Below are 23,934 nucleotides of genomic sequence, written 5' to 3' on the forward strand. Positions count from 1 at the left end.
CCGCAGCAGACTATGCGGATCAGTCCTTTCTTCGTATGGCAGGTCGGATCGGCCAGCGACGTCCCCTATCCGTTCGCCGGCCTCATGAGGGGGCGTGGCGCCCGGGGCGGACAGGGGAACGGTGAGGGGCTGACGGGACGGGGAGGATGGCGGACATCCTCCCCCGTGACCGTGCTAATTGTGCAATCGGTCCGCACAATTAGCACGGTTCAGGCTGCCTCCGTCTTTTCCTGGGGCCATTGGCTTGGGAGATCGAGGAGTCGAATCTTCTCGGCGGTCTGTCCTCTGCCAACCGGCACAAACCGAATTTCAACCAGCTTCTTCTGCACGAGGATAGCAATCAGTCCGTGGACGCTCTTGCCGCGCATACGCCTTCCGGGTGCCAGGCGGGAAATGCTGCTGACGTAGCTTAAGTCGTGTTCCCGTCGGACCCGCCCCCCATTGCGGGCTGGCTCGGTCCGGAGCTTCTCGACCAGCCATCCATACAGGCGCATGGCATCCGCCTCTTCCGGATTCTCCCGAACGAAAGTGCCCATGTAGTCTTTCGACGATTCGTCGCAGATTGCAATGGCACACAACAGGCATTCCACACCGATTTCATCACCTTTGAATCGTTCGGCCACGTGGAAGCCAGCAGACATGCGTGCAACGTTTTCCGCCAGCCTAGCAGCGCATTCAATGGCCCTTTCGTAGCGTCCGCCGGGCTGTCGCTGCTCTTCAACGAAATTGAAATAGCGAATCCAGAGCTCGGCCGCATCCTTGTTGAAGCGCAACTCCCTGCGACGGTATCCCGGTGTAGCCATGGCTTGGGCACCTTCAAGCAGGAGTTCCTTCAAGTTGAGGTTGAACTCGTCGCGGCAGCGAGTTTCGACGGGCGTATCGATGATGCCGATGTCCAAGAAGCGGCCGCCACCGGTGCGTTCGGCGTTGCAATAGACAATGCGAGCAAAAAGGCCAGAGTCCAGTCCTTCTTGGCCCAGTGCGGATTTCAGGATGGTGGCAAGCTTGCTCGGTTGGATCATCAGCAGCATGGCTAGCCGGGGGTCCTCCCGGTAATAGCTTGCCACGCTGACACGCGGATCATCGATCACCTCGTAACTCCACGTGTCGCAGAACAAGGTATCGAAGGGAAGGATGGTCGTGCGGAGGTACTTCGCGCAGTCGCCCGAAACGATCGTCGTGCAAGGGAAGTTGGTCAGGGCGAGCAACAGCGACGCGTACTTCGGTTCCTTCATGGACAAGTCCAACTCACAGGGCTCAACGGGCTTGCGGTGGTAGTGCTCGTCGATGCGGAGCTGAATCGCTTCGGCGCTCAAACCCGTTTGGGGCGCGGTCGCGAGCTCGGCCGAGAGCACCTGTCCCTCGCGCTTCCAGCGGTACTCTTGCTCCCGGTAGTGGGCCTCGGCCTGTTTAAACTGACGCTTGAGTTTGGAGTTGACCTCATCGAAGGCACGGAAGAAGTCGAGTCGAACTCCGGTCTTGCCTTCGCCCGAGATGGCGCTAACCAGGGCGTAGATATTCGTTCCGAGCTTGTCGCCGGTCGGCGTGATCATGTTGGCCAGCTGCTGGGCCGCGGCGCAATAAGCCGCAGCTGCGGTGAAGTAGGGCATCTTTAGGGGAACCTTGCGTTCGTTGAGGCATTCTTGAACGGCGGCTTGAAACATGGGAAGTGGAAATTGGCCAGCCTTGGGAAGTAATTCGAACGGAAAGGTATGCTCGAGGTTGCTCATGTTGGATTCTCGTGGATGTGGGCAAATAACCCTCGGTCCGTAGACCGAGGGTTGGAGGTGGCGTTCGGCGATCAGGGGAGCGGTGCCTGGGCTTCTTAAGCAGGCCCGCTCGGCGGTTCCGACGGATGTTGTTCGCCATCGATTGGGCTAGGGTTGCCGGCGTTCGTATTGGCGACCTCGGTCTGCAAGGTTTGACCGCAGTGCTGGCAGGCGGCCGTGCCCTCGGCCTGCTTCGTGGCCTCCATCAGCTTCTCCAGTAGGCCGGGATAAAGCTTCAGGCCGCCTTCGGTCAGGAGCTTGAGGATCTGCTTGGTCTTCATTCCCTTGTGTCGGGCGGTGGCCACGGCTGGATAAAAGGTCCTGAACTCCCGCAGCTTCAGCTGGAAGGGATCAGTGGACGTCGTTTGCAACAGTCGGATGGCTCTTTCGGCACGCGTTTCCCGTGCGTCTGCGTTCTTGGCAGCAGTGTTTTCGGCCTTCATAGTTGGCATCCTCAGTACGACGCCTGCGCGTTTGCGCAAGCATTGAGGTACGCCACTACGGCCGAGCGCCACCAGACGGAGGGCGAGTTCGGAGAGTGGCCGAGCTTGAAGGGTCGCGGGACACGCGGATCATGCGTGGGAGAGCGTGGGTTCAGACGCGCATACCAGCTGCTCTTTGAGATGCCCACGATTCCCAGAACCTCTGGCAGGCGAATGGCCTGGTCAAGGTCAGGGGCGGACTGGAGGGCTTGAATCATGGCGCCTAGGCGCTCAAGCAAGGCTTGGTCGAAGGCGGGTTCTGACGGTTCGGAGCCATGCATCGCGGTGGATAGGGCGTGCGAAATCTGGCGGGGTGACGGGGTACGACTGGCAGCGGGTGCACTGCGGACTGCGTTTTGATGAGACATCAGACTTTCCTTTGTTCCACGAAGCCCTAGTGCCTCGTGGTGCTGGAAAGTCTGAAGGAGTTCGAAGCAACAACAGCCACAGCAGCTACCTGTTGGCTTTAATGTTCTTACTGTTTGTGCTAGCCAGCTATTTTGAAAGCTGCTGGCTTAGACGATTGAATAGTTTTGTGATCTCGGGATAAGGCTGATCATTGTTAACGATCCACTTTCGCAAAGTTTCAAAGAACCTATCACGGGTCGAATTTATCACCTGCTTACCCGCGACTGCCTTCTTGTCGTGGGCAGCCAGCACCTCAACATGAGCAGCATTACTCACGATCGCATCGACAATTCTCCACCGAAGTTCGTCTTGGTTGCGGATCGTTCTGTCGACGTTGATTCCGCGCATAACCTCCACAACGACCTGTGCGATGGCGTCCCGCTCCTTCTTTCTGGCGTTTTTCCCGATAGTGCTCTTCGATTCGGACTCTGTCCTTGGTGAATTCGCGACTCCAAAGTAGAAGTGACACTCAACAAGTGCGTGAAAAGCGCGCGGTTCATCGCCTTGGTTGTAGGCGTTCCTCGCCTCTATCCAATAGGCGATTGCGACCTCCAAGGGGGCATCGGCCCACAGAGTGGTGTGCTTGTCCTTCTCCGCTTGAAGTTCTTCATGTCCAGTAGAAACGTGGTACTCAACACTACTCAACTGATCGACAAGCTCCAGCTTTGCCCAAGCTTCCGCGCGCCTTTTAGTTAGCGTGACGAGCACCCTCTCGTGCTTCCACCGAGCATATGCGGAGGCGTTTCCACGTTTCGACAAGTCCTTACACACTTGGCTCCATCGTTCTTCGAAATCCTTAGATCCGTGTTGCCGAGTATCGTGAACGTGGCGAATCTGGTTGACCGTACGGTCGAAAAGATGCTCGAGGTCCGGCAGGCGCTCGCTGCTGTCATATCTGCCGGTGTGGCGCGGTAGGGTTGGTGCGTACGCAGTCGGCACAAGCGGGCGCGATGATGAGCGCAAAGAAGCGTTGATGGCACTCTGACGTGGCTTGGTCATGCGATCCGGTCTCACGGGTCTGGTCTTGAACTAGCGTAAGTGTGGTCTAGGCTGGAATGAAGCACTGAGGCCATCGCTTGGGCGACGTCGCAAAATGGCGGCTCAGGTTGGCGTGGGCAAGCAAGATAGTTGCCGGACTCATCCGGCGTAGTTCGTCTGCATCGGGTTCTAGCCCGTTTGTAATGCAGATTCAGCTGGAGTCTGGCTCACCCCCAGCACTACGGTAGCGCCGCTCCACCTGCCTTCAACGTATCCAGGTAGTCAGCCCACTCCTGCATGATCTTCCTGCGTTCCGGCAGGTGTTGCGCCTTGTTGTACACACCCGATACACCTGGCTCCTTGTGCGACAGCTGGCGCTCCAGCGCTTCCGGATTCCACCCGAGTTCGCCCAACAGCGTGCGCGCCATGTGGCGAAAGCCGTGGCCGGTAATGACGCCTTTGTAGCCAATGCGGGCCAGCGCCGCGTTCACGGCACCGTCCGACATGTTTCGACTGGCGCTGCGAGCTCCGGGAAATAAAAAGCGGCCACGCCCCGTGACGGGGTGCAACTCGCGCAGGATGGCTATCGCTTGGGTGGACAGCGGAACAATGTGCGGCAAGGTTTTGGGATTCTCCTTCTCGGCCTTGCGCAGCTTCCGGATTGCCGGAGGTACGGTATAGCAAGGGTGCTCGCCATCCAGATCGAATTGTGCCCATTCCGCTTGGCGGATCTCGCCTGGCCTGCAGAACCACAGCGGCGCCAACTTGAGTGCGCAGGCCACCACGAAGGTGCCGTTGAAGCTGTCGATCGCCCGCATCAGTTCGCCGACCTGCACCGGGTCGATGATCGTTGGGTAATTCTGCGGCTGGCGCGCTGGCAACGTATCGCGAAGATCTGCCGCGGGGTCCCGGAGTCCGCGCTCGGTCGCAACCGCGTAGCGGAACACCCGGCTTAGTTGATGCCTTAGACGATGCGCCTGCTCGATATGGCCACGCTTGACCAGGCGGTTGAGTAGCGGCCGGATTTCGGCAACGCCGACGTCAGAGACAGGCAAGGAACCGATCCACGGGAAAGCATGGTTTTCCAGCCGATCATGTTCTTTGCCGTATTGGGTTGCGGTCCATTCGCGCTCTTTGAGCGCCAGCCATTCGCGCGCAACCACTTCGAAGCTGTTGGCTGCCCTATCCATTCCAGCGGCTTTTTCGGCTTTGCGGTTTTGGGCTGGGTCAACGCCATTAGCCAAGAGCTTGCGGGCTGCGTCTCGCCGCTCGCGAGCGTCCTTCAGCCCGATGTCGGGATAGACGCCCATGCTCAGGGTCTTGCGCTTGCCTTCAAACCGATAGTCCAGGCGCCACCAGCGCGAGCCAGTTGGGTTTAGAAGCAGGTACAAACCACCCCCATCGGTCAGCTTCAATGGCTTGCTGGTGGGCTTTGCCTTGCGTATGGCAATGTCGGAAAGCGGCATGACGGTAGCACCTCAGCTGGTGGGATCAGCTACCGTCAAAGCTACCGTCGAATGCCGCGGATTTCAATGGATTGGACTGGACGTGTTTGGACACAGAAATGGCCAAAACCATTGGTACGACTGGGTTTGCTGGACTTATCTGGACGTCTTCGAACGGGGAGATGGTGGCTATGGGTGGACTCGAACCACCGACCCCAGCATTATGAGTGCTGTGCTCTAACCAGCTGAGCTACATAGCCATTGGGATGCCCGCCGGGATGGATCGGAACGATCAGGGGCGGGCGCGGAAGTGTAGTGGGCCGGGAGCGTTGGTTCAAGTGTGTTGCTTGCTGCGGCTTCGCGGGCTGTGGTTGAATCGGGGGCGGGACTTCGCGGCGGCATTGCGGCAAGCTTGCGGCGTACGGCCCCAGGAGGCGACATGATTGATGTAGATGGCTACCGTCCAAACGTCGGCATCGTGCTGCTGAATGCAGACGGGCAGCTGTTTTGGGCGCGCCGGGTCAATCGTGATGGCTGGCAATTTCCGCAGGGCGGCATGCGTACGGATGAGACACCGCTGGAGGCGATGTATCGCGAGCTGGAGGAGGAAACCGGCCTGGCGGCGCACCATGTGGAGGTGATCACGGCCACCCACGGCTGGCTGCGCTATCGCCTGCCGGACCGCTATGTGCGGCGGCATCAGCGGCCCACGTGCATTGGCCAGAAGCAGGTGTGGTTTCTGCTGAAGCTGGTCGGTGGCGAGGATGCGCTGAAGCTGGACGCGTGCGACAAGCCGGAGTTCGACATCTGGCGCTGGGTGGATTTCTGGTACCCGGCGGCGCACGTGGTGAACTTCAAGCGGCAGGTGTACGAGCGTGCGTTGCGCCATTTCGCGCCGCTGGTCGAGGACTTGTTCAGCGTGGAGCTCGGCAACTTGCCGCCGCGCGACAGCACGGATGAGCCGGCGAAACCGCAGGGTGGGCGCGCGGTCGCCTGATCGGCTCTGGACGGGACGACCGGACGACCTGGCTGAATGCCGGACATCGCGTTGGGACTTTCTGTTGACAATCATTCGCATTCGCGTTCTCATACGCGTCATGTATATCTGCATGTGCAACGCCGTCACCGACCACGACATCCGCCGCGAAGCTGCTGCGGGCGTGCAGTCGTTTGCTGAATTGCAGGCGCGCACTGGCTGCTCGGACTGCTGCGGCAGTTGTGACAGCGAAGCGCGCGCCACGTTCGAGCAGGCGCGGTCGCAGGTGATCTGCCAGTTGCCCCTCGTCACGGCCTGAGTTTCCCCTTTGCTGATGTTGCTGCCCGGCCGGAGCCTGCTCCGCTTGCCGGGCGAAAGCTTTCCGTTCTCATTCCGTCGGCGGCGGCGCGGAGTTTGTATAGTCGTGGTTGACTACGAGCGGAGTGGAAGCCATGAAGGGTGATGCCAAGGTCATCGAGTTTCTGAACAAGGTGCTCTACAACGAGCTGACCGCGATCAACCAGTATTTCCTGCACTACCGCATGCTCAAGGACTGGGGTTACACCGAACTGGCCGAGCATGAGTACAAGGAGTCGATCGAGGAGATGAAGCACGCCGACCACCTGATCGAGCGCATCCTTTTCCTCGACGGTCTGCCCAATCTGCAGCACCTGGGCAAGCTGCGCATCGGCGAGAACGCGATCGAGTCGATGCAGGGCGATCTGGATCTGGAGCTGGCCGCGGTGAAGGATCTGCGCGAAGCAATCGCCCACAGCGAAGGCATCGCGGACTACATCAGCCGCGACCTGTTCAAGGACATCCTGCACGATGAGGAAGAACACATCGACTGGCTGGAGACGCAGTTCAGCCTGATCAAGGACATCGGTGCGGAACGGTATCTGCAGAGCAAGATGCAGAGCTGACGTCGGCCGCAATGAACGGGAGCACGCGATTCGTGCTGCCGTTCCTTGACGCTTTCGTCACGCCGGGGCTATACCTTGGGTTTTCCCCGGGAACAGCCGCATGGGTTCACGACCCCCACCGCGTTTCGTGGTTCGCCGCCACGACGATACCGGCCATCGCCGACGCTGGTGGTGGCTGGGTCTGGCGTGGCTGGTCAGCCTGTTGCTGGTCGGCTTCGCCGTCACCGCGTTCAACCGGCAGGCCAATACGCCGGCTGCGGTGGACAACCGGCAACAGCGCGCCTCGCTCATCCAGATGGATGATCTCAAGCAGCAGATCGCCAACCTGCAACGTTCGGCCCAGGTCAATGAAGTGGCCACGCGCTCACTGCGCGGCACGCTGGCACAGCGCGAGGAGGAACTCAGCGGATTGCGCGCGGACCTGGGGTTTTATTCGCGACTGGTCGGCGGCGATGCCCAGCGACAAGGACTGAAGCTGCAGGAAGTGAAGCTGCAGCCGATCGTCGGTTCGCGCGGCTGGAACCTCAGCCTCAGCCTGACCCAGAACGCCAAGCGCGGCGACGAGATTTCCGGCAACGCGCAGGTCAGTGTGGAAGGCCTGCGTGGCGACAAGGTCACGCGGCTGGACTGGGCAGCACTGGGCGATGCCGCGCAGAAGGACGGCATGCCGTTCCGATTCACCTATTTCCAGCAGTTGCACGGCACCATCGTGCTGCCGGCGGATTTCCGCCCCACGCGACTGCGCATCACCGTAAAGCCTGCCAGCGGGGAAGCGGTGAGCCGCGCCGTTGCGTGGGGCGACGCGCTGAGTGGCAACATCACCACCGCCCAAGGGGACCACGATGCTCAACCGTAAACGCAACGACCGCTCGAACAACAACAACGAAACCAGCCTGATTGCCCGCGGCACATCCATTCGCGGCGACGTGCGCTTCAGCGGCGCGCTGCACCTGGACGGTCGCATTGAAGGCAGCGTCATCGGCGAGGGTGAAAACGCCATGTTCACCCTGAGCGAGCACGGCCAGGTCCACGGCGAGATCCACGTGCCGCAGGCGGTGATCAACGGCCATGTGACCGGCGACGTGCACGTCAGCGTGCGGCTGGAACTGGCGCCGCTGGCGCGGATTGACGGCGACCTGCGTTACCACACGCTGGAAATGGCCGCCGGCGCCCAGGTCAACGGGCGCATTTCGCGCCAGGCCGAGGAGGCACAGCGCAACCTGCCCTCCCCCGAGCAGGATGCCGACGTGGACGAGGCGGTGCCGGCCTGACGCGCTATGCTTGGCTACAGACCGCCACGCCCCCATCTAGAACGCCATGGAAACCATCCTCTCGATTCCCGACTACCAAAGCGCCGGCACGCCGCTGATCTTCACCGCCGCGGCCGCGCACAAGGTGCATGAGCTGATTGCCGAAGAAGGCAACCCGGCACTGAAGCTGCGCGTGTACATTTCCGGTGGCGGCTGCTCGGGCTTCCAGTACGGCTTCACCTTCGACGAAGCCCAGGCCGAGGATGACCTGGCGGTCGAGCGTGACGGTGTCACCCTGCTGTGCGATCCGCTGTCGCTGCAGTACCTGGGCGGCGCGCAGATCGATTACGCCGAAAACCTCAGCGGCGCGCAGTTCGTGATCAGCAACCCGAACGCGAAGACCACCTGCGGCTGCGGCTCCTCGTTCTCCGCCTGAAGGAGCCGCCGATGGACCGGGCCTGGCTTCCCCCCACCAACACGTTCGCCGGGCTCAGCCTGGTGCTGGATCGCGTGGCGGAATCGCGCGATGAATCGGTGTGGATTGTCGAACAGGCACGCTCCAGCGCGGCGCGCTACCTGCTATTGGACGGCGCGGGCGAAGCGTTCCTGCACCGCGACAGCAAGCGGCTGCGCTGGCTTGATGTCGATGAACGCGAGCGCTGGCTCGGCGACACCCGCGCCAGTCTGCTCGGCATGGCCCATGAACGTCCGCACTTCCTGCTGGTCGCCGAAGGCACCGAACACCTTGCCGAACTGGAACGCGCACTTGATGCGCGCCGGGTCAGCTTGCGCAGCGCCGGCCTGTTGCTGGATGCGGAGGAAGCCGGCCTGTTCGCCTATGCCAAGGGCTTGTCGCACTGGCAGCGCGAGACCCGCTTCTGCTCGCATTGCGGCGCGGCGCTGCTGCTGGTGGCCGCCGGCCATCGCGCGCAATGCACCAACCCGGACTGCGCGCGCATGCATTTCCCACGCACCGATGCGGCGGTGATCATGCTGGTGGAACACGATGGCGCCTGCCTGCTCGGTCGCCAGGCAGGCTGGCCGCCCGGCCGTTATTCCACCCTCGCGGGCTTCATTGAACCGGGCGAGGCGCTGGAGGACGCGGTCCGGCGGGAAGTGGCCGAGGAAGCCGGCGTCATCGTCGACGAGGTGCGCTACCACTCCTCGCAGCCGTGGCCGATGCCCGCCTCGCTGATGGTCGGCTTCATCGCCACCGCACGCTCGCGCCACATCGAGAAACGCGATCATGAGCTGGAGGACGCCCGCTGGTTCACGCCGCAGCAGATCGTCGACGGCATCGCCGACGGCAGCTTGGTGCCGTCCACCCGGCTGTCGGTGTCCTATCAGTTGCTGGCGTACTGGCTGCAGGATCGGGCCGGGCTCGACCTGGGCGCACTGGTCGACGCGGCCGCGCGCTGAATTTCCTGCGAGAACTTGGCGCTGGCGCCGCGGTCTGATCCGGCACACCCACTCAGGAATCGGCGATGGCGCATGGAAGCACGCCTCGGCAGGCACGGACAACGCAGGACCTGCGTCTGGCATGGCGCACGGCATGGCGTCGCGGAGCCGTTTCAGGCCTCGTCCTCTCGCTGCATCTTGCTGTGCTGGCGCTTTTGTTCGGACCAGTCACTCCACTCCGGCGATCGCCCCACGACAGGGCCGCTCATGGCGCAGCGCTGCGAGTCCGTCTGCTGACGGAAGTGACCGGGCCACGAGCGAAAAACCCGACACCGCTGCGTGCAACCCAGGCCAGGCTGCTCCCGCGACGGGTTGCCGTGAGCGCGAGCGTTCCGAACAGCCCGGCGGAGCCGGCATCGACCGTGACAGCCGTGATTGTCGAGCCAGCCACCGCAGCGGCTGACTATCGCTCTCCGCTGCTGTCCGTTCGTGCCCGCACCGGCGCAGCGCTGACGCTGTCGCGCCTACCCGGCTCGGAGGAGGCGGGAGTTCGCGGCATTGCCCTGGACACCAAGCCCAGCCTGCAGCAACTCGTACGCACCCTGACCAAGGCAAGCCGCTGCCGTTACGTGAGCATGAAGATGGCGAAGAGCCACACCCAATTCATCACCGCCCAGCTGATCGACCGAGCGCTGGAAGCAGACGGTTGCGGCCCGCAAGTTCCGCACTCGGCCAACGACGACATGGTCGACGCGATCTCTCATCAGGCCATTTTCGGCGACTGAGCGCCGTGCCTCGGGTCTGCGTTGAATAGCGCACGTTGCACGCAGGTGGTCGCATACAATGGTCACCAACCCCTGCGAAGCTGTTCCCCATGGCCATCCGTCTGCTCATCGTCCTGATTGCTCTTGGCTTGCTGCACCTGATGCCGCAACTGGCTCGCTGGCGTGGCGATGGCTGGTTCCGGCGCTGGGTGGCGCAACTCGGCGACACCAGCGGCGGTGCTCGCGTGGCGTTGATTCTGGCGCTGCCGGTGGCGCTTTGCGCATTGGCGGTCTGGCTACTGAGCCGGTCGCCACTGGGCGACCTGCTGCTTCTGCTGTTCGGACTGGCAGTGCTGCTGTACTGCCTGGGGCCGCGCGAATTCGAGGCCGATATCGAGGCGATCCTGCACGCACCGGACGGCGCCAGCCGCGAAGCGGCGGCGCAGCACCTCGGCGACGCGGGCCAGCCTGTGGCGTGGAACGCACCCGCACTGGGCGAAGCCACCGCCTATGCCGCATTGCGCCGGCGCTTCGCGGTGCTGCTGTGGTTCTTTTTGCTGGGCCCGGCTGGCGCGTTGCTCTATCGACTGACGCAAAGGTTGACCCACGACGACGCGATGCACCTGGACGCCACCGCGCAGCGCGCTGCCGGTTACGTCGCCAATGCACTGGACTGGCTGCCGGCGCAGCTGCTGACCTTCACGCTGGCGGTGGTCGGCCACTGGGATGCGGTGATCGACGCATGGCGACGCTGGCACCAGCAAGCGGCACCGACCAGTTGGTACAGCGCCGGCCCGGGTTTCCTGGGCGCTGCGGCGAAAGCCGATGTGCTCACGGATATCGAGGCTGGTGACGGCTATGCCGAGGAACACAGCGACCCGCTGGCCGAACTGCGGCGACTGCGCAGCGCGCTGCTGCGCGCGTTGCTGGCGTGGCTCAGTGTCGTCGCGCTGATCGTGATCGGCGGCTGGATCAGCTGAGCAACTGGCTTCTCGCGCCACCGGTGCGCCGGAAGACGCAACTCAAGGGCGATCGCCGCGCAGTTCCCGCACACGAGCTTCCAGCGTCGCTGCACTGACCTGCTGCGGCGACACCGGCGCGTCCACCACCAGCTCCACCCACGCCCGGATGCGCCGCGGCAGGCGCGCGCGATGCAGCATGGAATCGCGTCGACTCCACACGCTGCCCCACAGCCCGCGCAAGGCCATCGGCACGACCGGCACCGGCCGCCGGGCGAGGATCTTCTCAACCCCGCCACGGAACGGCGCGATGGTTCCGTCAGCGGTAAGCGCACCCTCGGGGAAGATGCACACCACCTCGCCATCGGCCAACGCAGCGTCGATCGCATCGTAAGCCTGCTGCAACACCGCGGGGTCCTCCTTGTGGCCGGCAATCGGGATGGCCTTGGCGGTGCGGAAGACGAAGCTCAGCAGCGGCATGTTGAAAATCTTGTAATACATCACGAAGCGCACGGGGCGACGCAGGTTGGCCATCAGCAGCATGGGATCCATGAAGCTCACGTGGTTGCACACCAGCAGCACCGGCCCCTCCTCGGGGATCTGCTGCGTGCCCTCCACGCGCACCCGGTACAGCGTGTTCACCAGCACCCAGGTGATGAAACGCATCACGAACTCGGGTACCAAGGTGAAGATGTACCAGGCGACCAGCACGTTGAGTAGCGCCGCGGCGAGGAAGATCTGGGGCGCGTTCAGTCCCAGCATGCCAAGACCGAGTCCGAAGCCGGAAGCGAGCACGATCAACAGTGCATTGAGGATGTTGGTGCCGGCGATGATTCGCGACAGCTTCTCGCGCGGCGCGCGCGCCTGCACGAAGGCAAACAGCGGCACCACGTAAAAGCCCGCGAACACGCCGATCAAGGTGAGATCCAGCGCCACCCGCCAGCTGCCCGCGGAACGCAGGAAAGCCAGCCAGTCCAGCCCGCGTGCCACGGCGATGCCATGACGCGCAAAGTACAGGTCGACACCGAAGGCCGTCAGTCCGAACGCCCCCAGCGGCACCAGGCCGATTTCCACCCGCCGGCCGGACATCCGCTCGCACAGCAGCGCGCCGACGCCGGTGCCGATCGAGAACAGGGTCAGCACCAGCGTGTTGACCGAACCGTCGCCGCCCAGCGTCTCGCGCGTATAGATCGGCAGCTGCGCGATCAACACGGTGCCGAAGAACCAGAACCACGAAATGCCGAGTATGGCGTTGAACACTGCGCGATCTTCGCGGGTGATCGCCAGCACCCGCGCCGTTTCGCTGAACGGGTTCCAGTTGAACTTCAGCGCCGGCGCCGTCGCCGGCGCAAGCGGAATCTTCCGGCTCACCAGATAGCCGGCGATCGCCACCGCGATCGTGGCACCCGACGCCAGCAACGGGCCCACGCCGGCCACCAGCATCAACGAGTTGCCGGCAATCATGCCGACCAGCATCGCCATCTGCGTACCCATCTCGACCAGGCCGTTGCCGCCGACCAGCTCATCGCGCTTCAGCGCCTGCGGCAGGATCGCGTACTTGATCGGCCCGAACATGGTCGAGTGCATGCCCATCATGAACAGCACGATGAGCAGCAGCGAGGTGTGATGCGTGTAAAAACCGTAAGCCGCCAACACCATCGCGCCAATCTCGAACAGCTTCACGTAACGAATGATCCGGCTCTTCTCGAATTTCTCCGCCAACTGACCCGCCGTGGCCGAGAACAGAAAGAACGGGATGATGAACAGCGCCGGCGCCAGATTGGTGTAGAGCGATACCGTGTGATCGTCCAGACCCATCTGGAACGCCACCAGCATCACCAGCGCATTGCGAAACGCATTGTCGTTGAAGGCACCCAGCGCCTGGGTCCAGAAAAACGGTGCGAAGCGGCGCTTGCGCAGCAGTGCGAACTGACTCATGCGATGTCCTGATCCGAGATTTCCAACAGGCCTGCATTGATTCATGCAAAGCCGGGCAAGTATTGCCGCGTGCACGTTGGCGGCACAACTCAAAAAAAAACGCCACCCCATCGGGGTGGCGTTTTGATCACTCAGGTCGGAGCAGGTAGCTCTTTCCGTTGTACGCGTTGCTTAGTAGTCGTACGACACCGACATGCGAACGTAGCGCGGCGACGAGTAATACGTACCCATGCCATACGTGTTCGACAAGGTCGAGACGTCGGTCGACGAACGCGGGTCAGTCGCAATCGCGCGGCGCTGGTTGAGCACGTTGAACACGTTGAGCGCGATGCCCAGCTTGTTTTCGGCGAACGCCGGACGATAGATCACGCCCAGATCAACCTTCTCGGTCCACGGGGTGTTACCCGCCGAGCCGTTGCCACTGACCTTGCCGAAGCAGTAGTGGTAGTCACCCTTGTAGCCGATCGGATCGGTCTGGTTCGGACCGAAGTAGCCGAGGCAGTTCTTCGGCGAACCGGACTGAACGCGCAGGGCGGCCGAGACCAGCCATTCCGGCGTGATCTGGTAGCTGCCACGCATCTTCAGCTGGTGACGGCGGTTGTTGGCCAGCAAGCCACCGCTGCCAATCATGATCTCGGCTGCATCCCAGTCTTCCGTCTTGGAGACGTCGTCCTGGCCCAGGTCGGAACGCACCTGGCCTTCGGTATTGCCCCAGCTGCGCGAGAACGTGTAGTCGACACGTGCCTGCCAGCCGTTGTTGAACGGATGCTCCAGATACATGTCAAGCGCGTAGTACTTGCGCTTGGCACCCTGGTTGAAGCCCCAATCCGCCTGCGACATCTGGACGCTCTTGTAGCCGCCATTCGCCAAGTCATTGAGCAGGAAGGTGTTGGTACGGCCCGGGTTGAAGATGTAGCAACCGTGGACGTCCAATGCGGAGCTATCAATGCCCTGCTTGTCGAGCTTGTCGTAGATCTTGTCGCTGTCGCAGACGTCATCAATCGCGGACTGCAGTTTGCGGTAGGTCGCCTTGGCACCGTAGGCCCAATCAGAACCCAGGGTCTTGTCGAAGCCGAGGATCGCCTCGTCCTGATACTGCGACTTCAGGTCGGTCGGACCGAAGGTCTTGTTGTCCGGCGCCACGCCGTATTCGCCGTTGGCCGAGACCGGGCCCGGACCCATAGCGCCCAGACCGGTCGGGTTGCCTTCGGCATCGATGCCGGTGTAGGTAAAGTATTCGCGGGTGTACGTGGACGCGGATGCGCCACGGATCGCCACGCTGTTCGGCAAGGCCAGGAAGTAGCGACCCAGGTTGCCGTAGACCTTGAACGACTGGTCACCGAACACGTCCCAGCTGGCGCCCAGACGCGGTGCCCACTGGTTCTTCTGGTCAACGTACGGCTTGGCGGCGCTGTTGTAGTTGGTGAAGTGGTCGTTACGCACGCCCAGGCTCAGCAACACGTTGTCGCTGACCTGCCACTTGTCTTCCAGGTAGAACGCCTTCTGCTTCACCGACATGCTGGTGGTGGTCTTGAAGATGTACTTCTGGACGTAGTAACCATTGCCGCCCGGAGCACCAACACCGAGGGCCGGGTTGACCGCTTTGGTCGGCACGCCAGCCTTGCTGTAGATCCAGATGTAACCCGGACCACCCATGTCCTGCCCCTGGTTGTGGGCAAAGTAGGACTGGTTGTCGATACCGAGCGCGAGGTGGTGATCACCCAGCTGGTATTCCAAGTCGGCGCGCAGACCGCGGGTCTTGCTGCCGGCATCCGGGGTGGTGGTCGCGTAAGCGGCGACGCCATTGCGAATCGGGGTGCCGCCAGTGATGGCCGGATCCTGGTTCGTCACGCCGGACAGGAACGGCAGCGTGGCGCTGAGGCCCGGAATCTCCGTGAAGTTGACGGTCTTGCTCTTGCCGTAGGTAACCGACAGCGTCAGGTCATCGGTCAGGTAACCGGTGTACTTGCCGATGTCGAACTTGCTGGCGTCCTTGGTCGAGGTCGGGTGGCCCGAGATTTCCTGGCTATGCGTGCCAGTGGCGTAGTCGTAGTCGTAAAGATCGCCGGCGTACGACTCGTTGCTCTGGATGTGGGTGTATTCCAGGATGTTGCTGTCGTTGATATTCCAGTCCAACTTCGTGTACAGCTTGGGCCTGCTGTACTTGTACTGGTTCACGTTCGGGGCGCCAGCGGCGGAGGTGGAGGTGGACGAACCCTCCTGCTTCTCGGCCTCGGCGGCCACGAACATATACAAGCGGTCACTGATCAGCGGGCCGCCAACGTACGCGGAATAGGTCGTATCCCAGCTGGTGTTGTTCTTGCGGTTGCGATAGATCGTGCCCGGCAGCGTCGGATTGTTGTAGACAAAGCCCGCTGGCGGCTGCCCGTCCGGGTAATAGATGTTTTCCGGATCATTGGCCAGTGCACGGGGAGCCCAGGTCACCTGTGCGCCGAAGTGCCATTCGTTCGTGCCACGCTTGCCGACCTGGCTGATCACGCCGCCGTCCGAACGACCGTACATGGCGCTGTAGCCACCGGTGTAGGTTTCCTGCTGGTCGATCGAACCGTACGGCAGACCCACGCCACCGAGCGCCTTCAGCGGATCGGTGGTGTTGTAACCATTGATGTAATACGCGTTTTCGGTGACGCCGGCGCCACCGAAGGACACGGTGCGACCAAACGCGCCGTTGCCGCTGACTGCACCCGGCGAGAGCAGGGCGATCGCCTCGGCGTTGCGGCCGATCGGCAGCTTGGCCAGTTCTTCAGCGGTGATCACGGTGCGCGCATCAACCGAGGAGACGTCAATCACGGGCAGCGCATTAGCCTGGACCGTCACGGCCTCGAGGTTCTGTGCATTCTGCGCACCGGCGAAAGACACCGTGGTGCCCGCGCCGACGACGATGGCGATGTTGTCGCGCGACTCGACTGCCACGCCGTCCTTCTTGAGGGTGACGGTGTAGGTGCCCAGAGGCAGGTTGGAGACCCGATAGCGGCCTGCGCTGTCGACGGCAACTTCGCGGGTGATGCCGGTGGAGCCGCTTACGGTGACGGTTTCGCCGGATGTCGCTGGCGCCTGACCGAAGATGCTACCCGTGGTTGCCTGGCCAAAGGCCAGTCCGGTGAAGCCGAGGCCCAATGCCAAGGCAAGCGCGGTGCGCTGCAGCGGCATGGTGTTGAAATTTTTACGCGAATTCATCAGTAGTAACTCCCCAAGTTCAGCCCAGCCCAGTGGGCATATGAAACTTTTTTGTGTTTTCAGACATCGAAGGGCGGCAACACCGCATACAAGCTCGGCAACCACCCATCCACATGAACTGACAGCCACCCCATCCACATGAACTGACAGCAATTTCTTGCGCAATGGATTGCGCAAGTTGCTACGACGCTAATTCAAGAGCTTGCCTAGGTCAACACTTTCGTAACTTTTTCCGCATGTTTTTTTACGCTAAGCCTTGGCGCGCATTTTGCTGCAAGGGCCACACGGCGCCCGGCGCTGGGCAGCAACTGGCTTTGCTTCCTGGCGCGCCAATGGGTCCAGCGAGGCTTCCAATCGAGCGATTGCACTGCGCGATGCCGCCATTTGCACCTCGAACAAGAGAACTCTGGAGCCTGATATCCACTGGTTACCCGTCAGCCACGCACAAAAAGGCCGGGATCCCTGAGGATCCCGGCCCATGTCTCATCAGAAGGTCAACTGACGCTTAGAACTTCTGGGTGTAACGCACGAAGAAGTAACGATCGATGTCCAGCGCGGGGTCGTAGTAGGACGCGTTGCTGTTGGTCACCGAATACGTGATCGGACGTTCCTTGCCGAACACGTTGTTCACGCCAGCCTGGATACTGCCGTTCCACGGCGTGTTGTAACGGACCTGGATGTCGTGGAACACGATGGCACCCTTGCGGTTGGCACCGGTACCCCAGTTCTTGCCCTCGTAATTCGGCTGGTTGCACTCAACCGGATTGGTCGGATCGGAATCGTCCCAGCACTCGTCACGGAACGCACCGTAGTAACGCAGGCTCCACGAGGCACCGAAATCACCCATCGACCAGTCCAGGCCGGCATTGATGCGCCAGCGCGGCAGGCTCCAGGTTCCGGCGTAACCGACGACGTCGGCGTCCGAAGTGCTCTGGGTGTTGTAGGCGGTCAGGTAGTTCGCGTCGAGGTTGACGGCGAACTTGCCGTAGCCGAATTCCGGCAGACGGTAATGCGCGCCAAAATCCCAACCTTCGGTGGAGAGCATGCCCTGGTTGATGTTGCCGCGATTCAGGCCGACCACCTGGCCGGTACCCGGGTCACGACCGAACTGACCGCAATACGTCGCGGAGTTCGCCAGGTAGCACTGGTTGAGCACGTAGTTGGCACTGATCGACGTGATCACGTTGGTGATCTTGATGTTGTACCAGTCGGCGCTCACGTCCAGACCCGAGATCCACTGCGGGCTGTAGACGAGGCCGGCGGTCTTGCTGACGCTCTTCTCAGGAGTCAGGCTGGCATTGCCCACTCCGGCGTTGTACGCAGAGGTGCTCTGCGTATTCGGCGAGGAGATGGGCAGGCCGGTGGTGGCGAGCTGACGGAAGGTGGACGACAGGCCCTCGGCCTGGCACTTCGCGGCCACACCGGCGTTGCTTGCGGCTGCACCAAACTGGGTATCACACGGATCGGTGTAGTAGTCGAAGCTCTGCGAGCCGCCGCCGGACACATCGTCCAGGGTCGGAGCGCGGAAGCCTTCGGCGTACGTGCCACGCATCATCAAGTCGTCGATCGGCTTCCACTGGAAGCTGTACTTGTTGTTGGTGGCGCTGCCGAAGTTGCTGTAGTGCGAATAGCGGCTGGCGACATCGACCGACAGCAGCTTCGCGCCCGGCAGGTCACGCAACAGCGGGGCACTCAACTCGACGTAGACTTCGTTGGTGTTGTAGTTGCCATGTGTTGCACCACCAGCCAGGTCGGTGGTCTTGCCCGAACCGGACAGCTGATCCGGCAGGTCATAGCCGCTGATCTTGCGATGTTCGAAGCCGGCCGCAAAGGCCACCTCGCCCGCCGGCAGGTCAAACAGACCACCGGTGATGTTGGCGGTGTATTCCTTGGAGACGCTCTGCAACGTGCTCTGGCTCAGGCTGTTGATGTACGACAGTGCCTGCGGGTTCGAAGCCGACGGGCCGCCCAGAACATCGAACGGCACGCACTGCGTGAACGCGATCGGATTCGCCGCGGTACCGCACTGGACCTTGCCGTCGCCATTGAGGAAGGAAGGACCCAGCGCCTGCTTCAGGTTGGACAGGTTGAGGTTGCCCGAACCGTACTCGACCACATCGTATTTGTTGTAGTTGGTGCCGACGTCCCAGTTCCACACGCGGCTGCCCACGTCGAAGGAACCCTCGAAACCGGCGTCAAAGTGATACGACTTGACGTTGTTGGTGGTGACGCGCGGAAGCTCGACGGTACGGCGGTAGAAGAACAGCTGGTTGCCCGGCGCCGGGTTGTAGTAGCTGTCGCCACTGATGTAGACCGGGTTGGTGGCCTGGGTCAGGCTGTTCAACGGGTAACCGGCAACCTGGCGCGTGTTCTGGCGTTCGGCATACATGCCGGTGGCGCGGAACGACACGTTTTCGTTGAAATCATAGCGACCGTTGGTGAAGATCGACTTCAGCTCGTTCGAACCCGCCAGATTCATCTGCTGGGTCGGATTGTAGTAATCGTTGACCCCGTTGCTGCCAGCTGCATGGTAATTCGCCGGGTTGCGCGAATCCGCGCCCACGCCCACGCCGTCGAACGAACCGGTATGGTTGATGACCTGGTTGGGGCCGGTCGCGCCGCCGGTGGCATTGACGTAGCGATAACGACCCCACGGGCCGGTTCCGCTAAGGCCGTCGTCGATATGGTTCGGACCATAGGTATAGCTGGTGGCCTCGCGCTTGTTGGCCCAGATCGCACCTTCCTTGGTGTAGTTGGCGCCGAACACCAGCGAGCTCTTGTCATCGTTGGTGCCCATCGTGAACGAATAGGCGTCCTTGGTACCGTCGCCCGCTTCATTCTGGCCGTAGTAGCCCGAGACTTCAGCACCGGTGTAATGGTCTTTCAGGATGATATTGATGACGCCCGCGATGGCATCGGAACCGTAGATCGCCGACGCGCCATCCTTCAGGATGTCGATGCGCTCGATCAGCGCAGACGGAATCGTCGACATGTCGGTGTAGCCAGCGAGACTGGAGGCCCAGCGCTTGCCATTGACCAGCACCAGCGTGCGGTTTTCACCAAGATTGCGGATGTTGACGTACTGGCCGCCCTGCTCCGGATTGGAGGTAAGCACGCCCGCCTTGCTGAAGGTCTGTGCACCGGCAACCGTGAGGTTGGCCAGGATGTCGCCCACGCTGATCAAGCCGGTCTTCTGGATGTCCGCCTGGGTGACGGTGAACACCGGCTGGGCAGTTTCCACGTCCACGCTGTGAATGCGCGAGCCGGTCACGGTGATCGTCTGCAGATCCTTGACCGGACCCTGATTGGCTGCCGGCGCGTTCTGCGCATCCTGTGCCAGCGCCCCCGCGCTGACCAAACTCAGACCAAGGCCAATGGCCAGAGCCGTGCGGCGCAACTGATGCGTCGCCACTTTATTGCGAGAATGGTTCACTATCTTGACTCCCCAAGATTTGGCCCGAGAATTCGAGCGGAATTTCTACATGTACGAGCTGTCCAACCGACATCGGTTACCGGCTCGCCGAGCTGCATCCACACCATTGATTTGCCGCAAGTTTTTACGTCACTTGTGGTGCAGAGCATTACGAAGTTAGTGCAAGCTATTGCGCCGGTCAACGCTTTTGTAACCAAAATCTCACGCCGCAATACCTTGACCTATATGAGCTTTGGTGATAATCCCCGCTTTACTCCTCCCACCCTCCGGCCGACCTCTCCCATGAATACGCAAATTGCTACCAGTCAGCCTGCTGTCAACTCGTTCTCGGACCGCATAAAGCTGCTTATCCAGCGGGTCGGCAGCGCAACCGAAATCGCAAGGTTATGCGGCTTCTCCGAAGGAGTCGTGCGTAGTTGGCGAGACGGCAACACGGATCCCTCGCGGGCACGCTGCGTGACGCTGGCACGGACCTTGGGCATTTCGCTGGTCTGGCTGGTGGCCGGCGAGGGAGCGCTGCAGGTGGACCCGACTTCGGTCGACAACAGCGAGCAGTACAGCTCGGATAGCGTGGGGCAGCATCGCCTGCACAAGCGTGCGGGGTTCAGTGGCGTGGCGATCCATGACACGGTCGATACGCAGCGCCTCAACACCGCCGTACGCATCCTGCAGTCGGAGCTGAGCCTGGCCAACAGTCAGCTTTCACTGTCCGAGAACAGCGACCTGCTTACCCGGCTTTACGAAATTCTCGGACCGGGTGGCTCGCACGTGGATCCGCTGGCCATGATTTCGTTCAACCAGCAGCTTGGCGAGCGCATTCGCAAGACGCGCGAGACAGAGACAGGTTGAGCGGAAATAAAAAAGCGCGGCAGCCCGAGGCTGCCGCGCTTTTTTCAAGTCCTCAAAGCAGGGCGATATCAGCGATTGCGCCGAATTGTGTCTTCAGTTGACTGAGCAGCGCCAAGCGGTTGGCGCGCACGGCGGGATCGTCGGCGTTGACCAGCACGCTTTCGAAGAAGGCATCCACGGGTGCCTGCAGACGGGCAAGACGGGTCAGCACGGTTGCGTAGTCTCCGGCATCCAGCGCCGCGGCATTGTCCTGCTGGGCCGAAGCCAGAGCGGCGGCCAGTTCGCGTTCTGCGTCGGCCTCGAAACAGCCCGGATCCACGGTCCGGCTGATCGGCGGTGCGGCAGGGTCTTCCGACTGCTTGCGCAGGATGTTGGCCACGCGCTTGTTGGCCGCCGCCAGACTGACCGCCTCTGCGCACCGACCGAATTCCGCCACCGCCCGCAGGCGACGATCGAAGTCGGCCAGGCTGGCCGGCTGCACGGCCAGCACGGCTTCGAACTGGTTGTGGTCAAAACCCTGCTCGGCGTAATAACCGCGCAGACGGTCGAGCACGAAGTCATACAATTCGTCGAGCAGAATGGCGCGGCGCTGACCGGCGTTGAGCTCGGGCGGCTTGCCGTCCTTGCCGGGCTTGAGGCCTGCGGCGAGCGCCGCCTCCGGCAGAAGCTCCAGCGCTTCGATGAAGCTTCCGCGCAGATCCAGTTCCAGGCCACCTTCGATCAGGGTGCGCGCCAGACCCAGTGCCGCGCGACGCAGCGCGAACGGGTCCTTGTTGCCACCGGGCTTCATGCCGACGGCAAAGATGCCGGCCAACGTATCGAACCGCTCGGCCACGGCCAGGACCTGGCCGAGTTTGTCGGCAGCGATCTGGTCACCGCCGAAACGCGGCTGGTAATGGCTGTCCAGTGCCGCGGCCACGCTCGCCAGCTCACCGTCGTGACGGGCGTAATAGCGCCCCATCACGCCCTGCAGTTCCGGGAACTCGCCGACCATGCGGGTCAGCAGGTCGCATTTGGACAGACTGGCGGCACGGGTGGCTTCACCGGCGTCGACGCCGACCCGGTTGGCGATGATCCGCGCCAGCTCCGCCACGCGCACGCTCTTGTCCCACAGGCTGCCAAGCGCCTGCTGATAGGTGACGCCCTTGAGCTGTTCCTGGTAGCCGGCCAGCGGCGTCTTCAGGTCTTCATCCCAGAAGAAGTTCGCATCCGCGAAGCGCGGACGGATCACGCGCTCGTAGCCCTTGCGGATCTCGGCCGGATCCTTGCTTTCGATGTTGGCCATGCCGATGAAGTGCTCGGTGAGATTGCCACTGGCATCGAACACCGGCACGAACTTCTGGTTCGCGACCATGGTGGTGACCAGTGCCTCGGGCGGCACCGCCAGAAATTCGCGCTCGAAGGTGCAGGCGATCGCCACCGGCCATTCGGTGAGATTGGCCAGCTCGTCCAGCAAGGCGTCGTCCAGCTGCGGCACGCCCCCGGTGGCACCCGCCACCTGGTCGATCTGGTCGTGAATGCGCTGCCGCCGCTCACGCGGATCGGCCAGCACGTTGCACGCGCGCATCGCGTCCAGCCAACCATCCGCATCGGCCACGTGCACCGGCTGCGGATGCATGAAGCGGTGGCCGCGTGACTTGCGCCCGCTGTGCAACCCCAACACCTCGCCGTCGATGATTTCGGCGCCATGCAGCATCACCAGCCAATGCACCGGACGCACGAAGCTGTAGTCGTGGTCGGCCCAGCGCATCGGCCGGGGGATCGGCAGCGCCTTCAGAGCCTCTTCGAGAATGCCGGGCAACAATGCCGCCACCGGTTGACCGGGCTTCACGCTGCGCCAGACAAACCAGGAGCCCTTGTCGGTTTCCAGCTTTTCCAGCTGCTCCACGCCGACGCCACACGACTGCGCAAAACCCAGCAAAGCCTTGGACGGCTGGCCTTCGGCATCCAGCGCGGCGCTCAATGCGGGGCCTCGGCGCTCGACCGTCTGCTCCGGCTGGGCCATCACCACTGCGGGGATATGGACGGCCAGACGACGCGGGGACGCATAAGCTTGCGCCTGATCCAGCGCGGCATCGACGCCGCGCTTGGCCAGTCCGTCGCAGATGCCCCGCAGGAAGGCGGCGGACAACTCGTCGAGTGCCTTCGGCGGCAACTCTTCGGTGCCCAGCTCGATCAGCAATGATTTGGCGACGGCGCTCATGCGGCCTGCTCCTTGGTGCGCGCGGCGGCAGCCTGCTTCAGGCCGGGAAAACCCATTTTTTCACGCTGTGCCACATAGGTTTCAGCGACGCTGCGCGACAGGGTGCGCACACGCAGGATGTAGCGCTGACGTTCCGTCACGCTGATCGCCCGACGGGCATCGAGCAGGTTGAAGGTGTGGCTGGCTTTCATCACCTGTTCGTAGGCGGGAAGCGGAAGGTTGGCGGCGATCAGCTGGTTGGCGGTGGCTTCGCACACATCGAACCAGCGCAGCAACTCGGGCACGTTCGCGTGTTCGAAGTTGTAGGTGCTCTGCTCCACTTCGTTCTGGAGGAACACGTCGCCGTAGGTCACCGTGCCGCGCGGGCCGTCGGTCCAGATCAGGTCGTAGACGTTGTCCACGTTCTGCAGATACATCGCCAGACGTTCCAGGCCGTAGGTGATCTCGCCCGTCACCGGGCGGCATTCCAGGCCGCCGGCCTGCTGGAAGTAGGTGAACTGCGTCACCTCCATGCCGTTCAACCAGACCTCCCAGCCCAGGCCCCAGGCGCCGAGCGTGGGCGACTCCCAGTTGTCCTCGACAAAGCGTAAATCGTGCACCAGCGGATCCAGCCCCAGCTCCTTGAGCGAACCGATGTACAGATCCAGGATGTTCTCCGGATTCGGCTTCATCACCACCTGATACTGGTAGTAATGTTGAAGGCGATTGGGGTTCTGGCCGTAACGGCCATCCGTGGGGCGGCGCGACGGCTGCACATAGGCGGCCGACCACGGCTCCGGACCCAGCGCCCGGAGGAAGGTGGCGGGGTGAAACGTGCCGGCGCCGACTTCAGTGTCGAGCGGCTGCAACAGCACACAGCCCTGCGCCGCCCAGTAGCGGTTGAGGGTCTGGATCACATCCTGGAAGGTGCGTGCGGACATGGCTTTCCGTGACCTTGATTAAAGCGCGCTAGTATAGCCGC

Annotated in this window: 19 protein-coding genes and 1 tRNA gene; 10 read left to right on the forward strand and 10 right to left on the reverse strand. The window is 62.3% G+C overall.

The features are described 5' to 3' along the window. Nucleotides 1–209: 209 nt before the first annotated feature. The 5 genes from ACVWWQ_RS15220 to ACVWWQ_RS15240 form a co-directional block, all read right to left on the reverse strand. Nucleotides 210–1,730 (reverse strand): DUF3987 domain-containing protein, encoded by a 1,521-nt coding sequence (locus tag ACVWWQ_RS15220; protein ID WP_133951953.1) that lies wholly within the window; start codon nucleotides 1,728–1,730, stop codon nucleotides 210–212. Between the two features lie 95 nt (nucleotides 1,731–1,825). Further along, on the reverse strand, nucleotides 1,826–2,212 hold the full coding sequence (locus ACVWWQ_RS15225) for a hypothetical protein (protein ID WP_133951955.1): 387 nt from the start codon (nucleotides 2,210–2,212) through the stop codon (nucleotides 1,826–1,828). A gap of 534 nt (nucleotides 2,213–2,746) precedes the next feature. Then, nucleotides 2,747–3,658 (reverse strand): hypothetical protein, encoded by a 912-nt coding sequence (locus ACVWWQ_RS15230; protein WP_133951957.1) that lies wholly within the window; start codon nucleotides 3,656–3,658, stop codon nucleotides 2,747–2,749. Between the two features lie 218 nt (nucleotides 3,659–3,876). After that, entirely contained in the window at nucleotides 3,877–5,103 is a 1,227-nt protein-coding gene (locus ACVWWQ_RS15235; protein ID WP_133951959.1) for an integrase arm-type DNA-binding domain-containing protein, read from the reverse strand. A gap of 162 nt (nucleotides 5,104–5,265) precedes the next feature. Further along, a tRNA-Met gene (locus tag ACVWWQ_RS15240) sits at nucleotides 5,266–5,342 on the reverse strand. Nucleotides 5,343–5,521: 179 nt separating this feature from the next. On the opposite strand from ACVWWQ_RS15240, the gene ACVWWQ_RS15245 reads away from it, so the two are divergent. The 9 genes from ACVWWQ_RS15245 to ACVWWQ_RS15285 all read left to right on the forward strand — a co-directional run bounded on the left by ACVWWQ_RS15245 (nucleotide 5,522) and on the right by ACVWWQ_RS15285 (nucleotide 11,373). Beyond that, entirely contained in the window at nucleotides 5,522–6,079 is a 558-nt protein-coding gene (locus tag ACVWWQ_RS15245; RefSeq protein ID WP_099654508.1) for an RNA pyrophosphohydrolase, read from the forward strand. Between the two features lie 91 nt (nucleotides 6,080–6,170). Then, the gene (locus ACVWWQ_RS15250) at nucleotides 6,171–6,377 is read left to right on the forward strand and encodes a (2Fe-2S)-binding protein (RefSeq protein WP_133952067.1); all 207 of its coding nucleotides are present in this window, start codon (nucleotides 6,171–6,173) and stop codon (nucleotides 6,375–6,377) included. A gap of 133 nt (nucleotides 6,378–6,510) precedes the next feature. Next, the gene (gene bfr, locus ACVWWQ_RS15255; protein ID WP_133951961.1) at nucleotides 6,511–6,981 is read left to right on the forward strand and encodes a bacterioferritin; all 471 of its coding nucleotides are present in this window, start codon (nucleotides 6,511–6,513) and stop codon (nucleotides 6,979–6,981) included. Nucleotides 6,982–7,081: 100 nt separating this feature from the next. Then, complete coding sequence (locus ACVWWQ_RS15260) at nucleotides 7,082–7,837, forward strand: DUF6776 family protein (protein ID WP_133951963.1); 756 nt, start codon at nucleotides 7,082–7,084, stop codon at nucleotides 7,835–7,837. Then, nucleotides 7,824–8,252 (forward strand): polymer-forming cytoskeletal protein, encoded by a 429-nt coding sequence (locus ACVWWQ_RS15265; RefSeq protein WP_133951965.1) that lies wholly within the window; start codon nucleotides 7,824–7,826, stop codon nucleotides 8,250–8,252. Before ACVWWQ_RS15260 ends, ACVWWQ_RS15265 begins: the two co-directional genes overlap by 14 nt. A 46-nt stretch (nucleotides 8,253–8,298) precedes the next feature. Continuing rightward, complete coding sequence (gene erpA / locus ACVWWQ_RS15270; protein ID WP_099654512.1) at nucleotides 8,299–8,667, forward strand: iron-sulfur cluster insertion protein ErpA; 369 nt, start codon at nucleotides 8,299–8,301, stop codon at nucleotides 8,665–8,667. An 11-nt stretch (nucleotides 8,668–8,678) separates the two neighbouring features. Further along, complete coding sequence (gene nudC, locus ACVWWQ_RS15275) at nucleotides 8,679–9,650, forward strand: NAD(+) diphosphatase (protein ID WP_133951967.1); 972 nt, start codon at nucleotides 8,679–8,681, stop codon at nucleotides 9,648–9,650. A gap of 356 nt (nucleotides 9,651–10,006) precedes the next feature. After that, entirely contained in the window at nucleotides 10,007–10,414 is a 408-nt protein-coding gene (locus tag ACVWWQ_RS15280; RefSeq protein WP_457383454.1) for a hypothetical protein, read from the forward strand. Between the two features lie 89 nt (nucleotides 10,415–10,503). Continuing rightward, nucleotides 10,504–11,373 (forward strand): CobD/CbiB family protein, encoded by an 870-nt coding sequence (locus ACVWWQ_RS15285; RefSeq protein WP_133951969.1) that lies wholly within the window; start codon nucleotides 10,504–10,506, stop codon nucleotides 11,371–11,373. Nucleotides 11,374–11,415: 42 nt separating this feature from the next. On the opposite strand, the gene ACVWWQ_RS15290 is transcribed toward ACVWWQ_RS15285, so the two are convergent. The 3 genes from ACVWWQ_RS15290 to ACVWWQ_RS15300 form a co-directional block, all read right to left on the reverse strand. Further along, nucleotides 11,416–13,290, reverse strand: a complete 1,875-nt coding sequence (locus ACVWWQ_RS15290) for an MFS transporter (RefSeq protein WP_133951971.1) — start codon at nucleotides 13,288–13,290, stop codon at nucleotides 11,416–11,418. A 171-nt stretch (nucleotides 13,291–13,461) separates the two neighbouring features. Then, nucleotides 13,462–16,488, reverse strand: a complete 3,027-nt coding sequence (locus ACVWWQ_RS15295) for a TonB-dependent receptor (protein ID WP_133951973.1) — start codon at nucleotides 16,486–16,488, stop codon at nucleotides 13,462–13,464. A 505-nt stretch (nucleotides 16,489–16,993) separates the two neighbouring features. Further along, the gene (locus tag ACVWWQ_RS15300) at nucleotides 16,994–19,921 is read right to left on the reverse strand and encodes a TonB-dependent receptor plug domain-containing protein (RefSeq protein ID WP_457383455.1); all 2,928 of its coding nucleotides are present in this window, start codon (nucleotides 19,919–19,921) and stop codon (nucleotides 16,994–16,996) included. A 408-nt stretch (nucleotides 19,922–20,329) separates the two neighbouring features. On the opposite strand from ACVWWQ_RS15300, the gene ACVWWQ_RS15305 reads away from it, so the two are divergent. Beyond that, on the forward strand, nucleotides 20,330–20,770 hold the full coding sequence (locus ACVWWQ_RS15305; protein ID WP_457383456.1) for a transcriptional regulator: 441 nt from the start codon (nucleotides 20,330–20,332) through the stop codon (nucleotides 20,768–20,770). Nucleotides 20,771–20,822: 52 nt separating this feature from the next. On the opposite strand, the gene glyS is transcribed toward ACVWWQ_RS15305, so the two are convergent. Together glyS and glyQ are read right to left on the reverse strand one after the other, a co-directional pair. Then, nucleotides 20,823–22,973, reverse strand: a complete 2,151-nt coding sequence (gene glyS / locus ACVWWQ_RS15310; protein ID WP_133951975.1) for a glycine--tRNA ligase subunit beta — start codon at nucleotides 22,971–22,973, stop codon at nucleotides 20,823–20,825. Beyond that, nucleotides 22,970–23,893, reverse strand: a complete 924-nt coding sequence (glyQ, locus tag ACVWWQ_RS15315; RefSeq protein ID WP_133951977.1) for a glycine--tRNA ligase subunit alpha — start codon at nucleotides 23,891–23,893, stop codon at nucleotides 22,970–22,972. The genes glyS and glyQ overlap by 4 nt, the downstream gene beginning before the upstream one ends. Nucleotides 23,894–23,934: the final 41 nt, after the last annotated feature.

The sequence above is a fragment of the Rhodanobacter sp. TND4EL1 genome (assembly GCF_054061035.1).

What these genes read in the sequence shown, in the direction of transcription:
- ACVWWQ_RS15220 (WP_133951953.1), bottom strand. Translation starts at nt 1,730, where the DNA reads ATGAGCAACCTCGAGCATACCTTTCCGTTCGAATTACTTCCCAAGGCT.
- ACVWWQ_RS15225 (WP_133951955.1), bottom strand. Translation starts at nt 2,212, where the DNA reads ATGAAGGCCGAAAACACTGCTGCCAAGAACGCAGACGCACGGGAAACG.
- ACVWWQ_RS15230 (WP_133951957.1), bottom strand. Translation starts at nt 3,658, where the DNA reads ATGACCAAGCCACGTCAGAGTGCCATCAACGCTTCTTTGCGCTCATCA.
- ACVWWQ_RS15235 (WP_133951959.1), bottom strand. Translation starts at nt 5,103, where the DNA reads ATGCCGCTTTCCGACATTGCCATACGCAAGGCAAAGCCCACCAGCAAG.
- ACVWWQ_RS15245 (WP_099654508.1), top strand. Translation starts at nt 5,522, where the DNA reads ATGATTGATGTAGATGGCTACCGTCCAAACGTCGGCATCGTGCTGCTG.
- bfr (WP_133951961.1), top strand. Translation starts at nt 6,511, where the DNA reads ATGAAGGGTGATGCCAAGGTCATCGAGTTTCTGAACAAGGTGCTCTAC.
- ACVWWQ_RS15260 (WP_133951963.1), top strand. Translation starts at nt 7,082, where the DNA reads ATGGGTTCACGACCCCCACCGCGTTTCGTGGTTCGCCGCCACGACGAT.
- ACVWWQ_RS15265 (WP_133951965.1), top strand. Translation starts at nt 7,824, where the DNA reads ATGCTCAACCGTAAACGCAACGACCGCTCGAACAACAACAACGAAACC.
- erpA (WP_099654512.1), top strand. Translation starts at nt 8,299, where the DNA reads ATGGAAACCATCCTCTCGATTCCCGACTACCAAAGCGCCGGCACGCCG.
- nudC (WP_133951967.1), top strand. Translation starts at nt 8,679, where the DNA reads ATGGACCGGGCCTGGCTTCCCCCCACCAACACGTTCGCCGGGCTCAGC.
- ACVWWQ_RS15285 (WP_133951969.1), top strand. Translation starts at nt 10,504, where the DNA reads ATGGCCATCCGTCTGCTCATCGTCCTGATTGCTCTTGGCTTGCTGCAC.
- ACVWWQ_RS15290 (WP_133951971.1), bottom strand. Translation starts at nt 13,290, where the DNA reads ATGAGTCAGTTCGCACTGCTGCGCAAGCGCCGCTTCGCACCGTTTTTC.
- ACVWWQ_RS15295 (WP_133951973.1), bottom strand. Translation starts at nt 16,488, where the DNA reads ATGAATTCGCGTAAAAATTTCAACACCATGCCGCTGCAGCGCACCGCG.
- glyS (WP_133951975.1), bottom strand. Translation starts at nt 22,973, where the DNA reads ATGAGCGCCGTCGCCAAATCATTGCTGATCGAGCTGGGCACCGAAGAG.
- glyQ (WP_133951977.1), bottom strand. Translation starts at nt 23,893, where the DNA reads ATGTCCGCACGCACCTTCCAGGATGTGATCCAGACCCTCAACCGCTAC.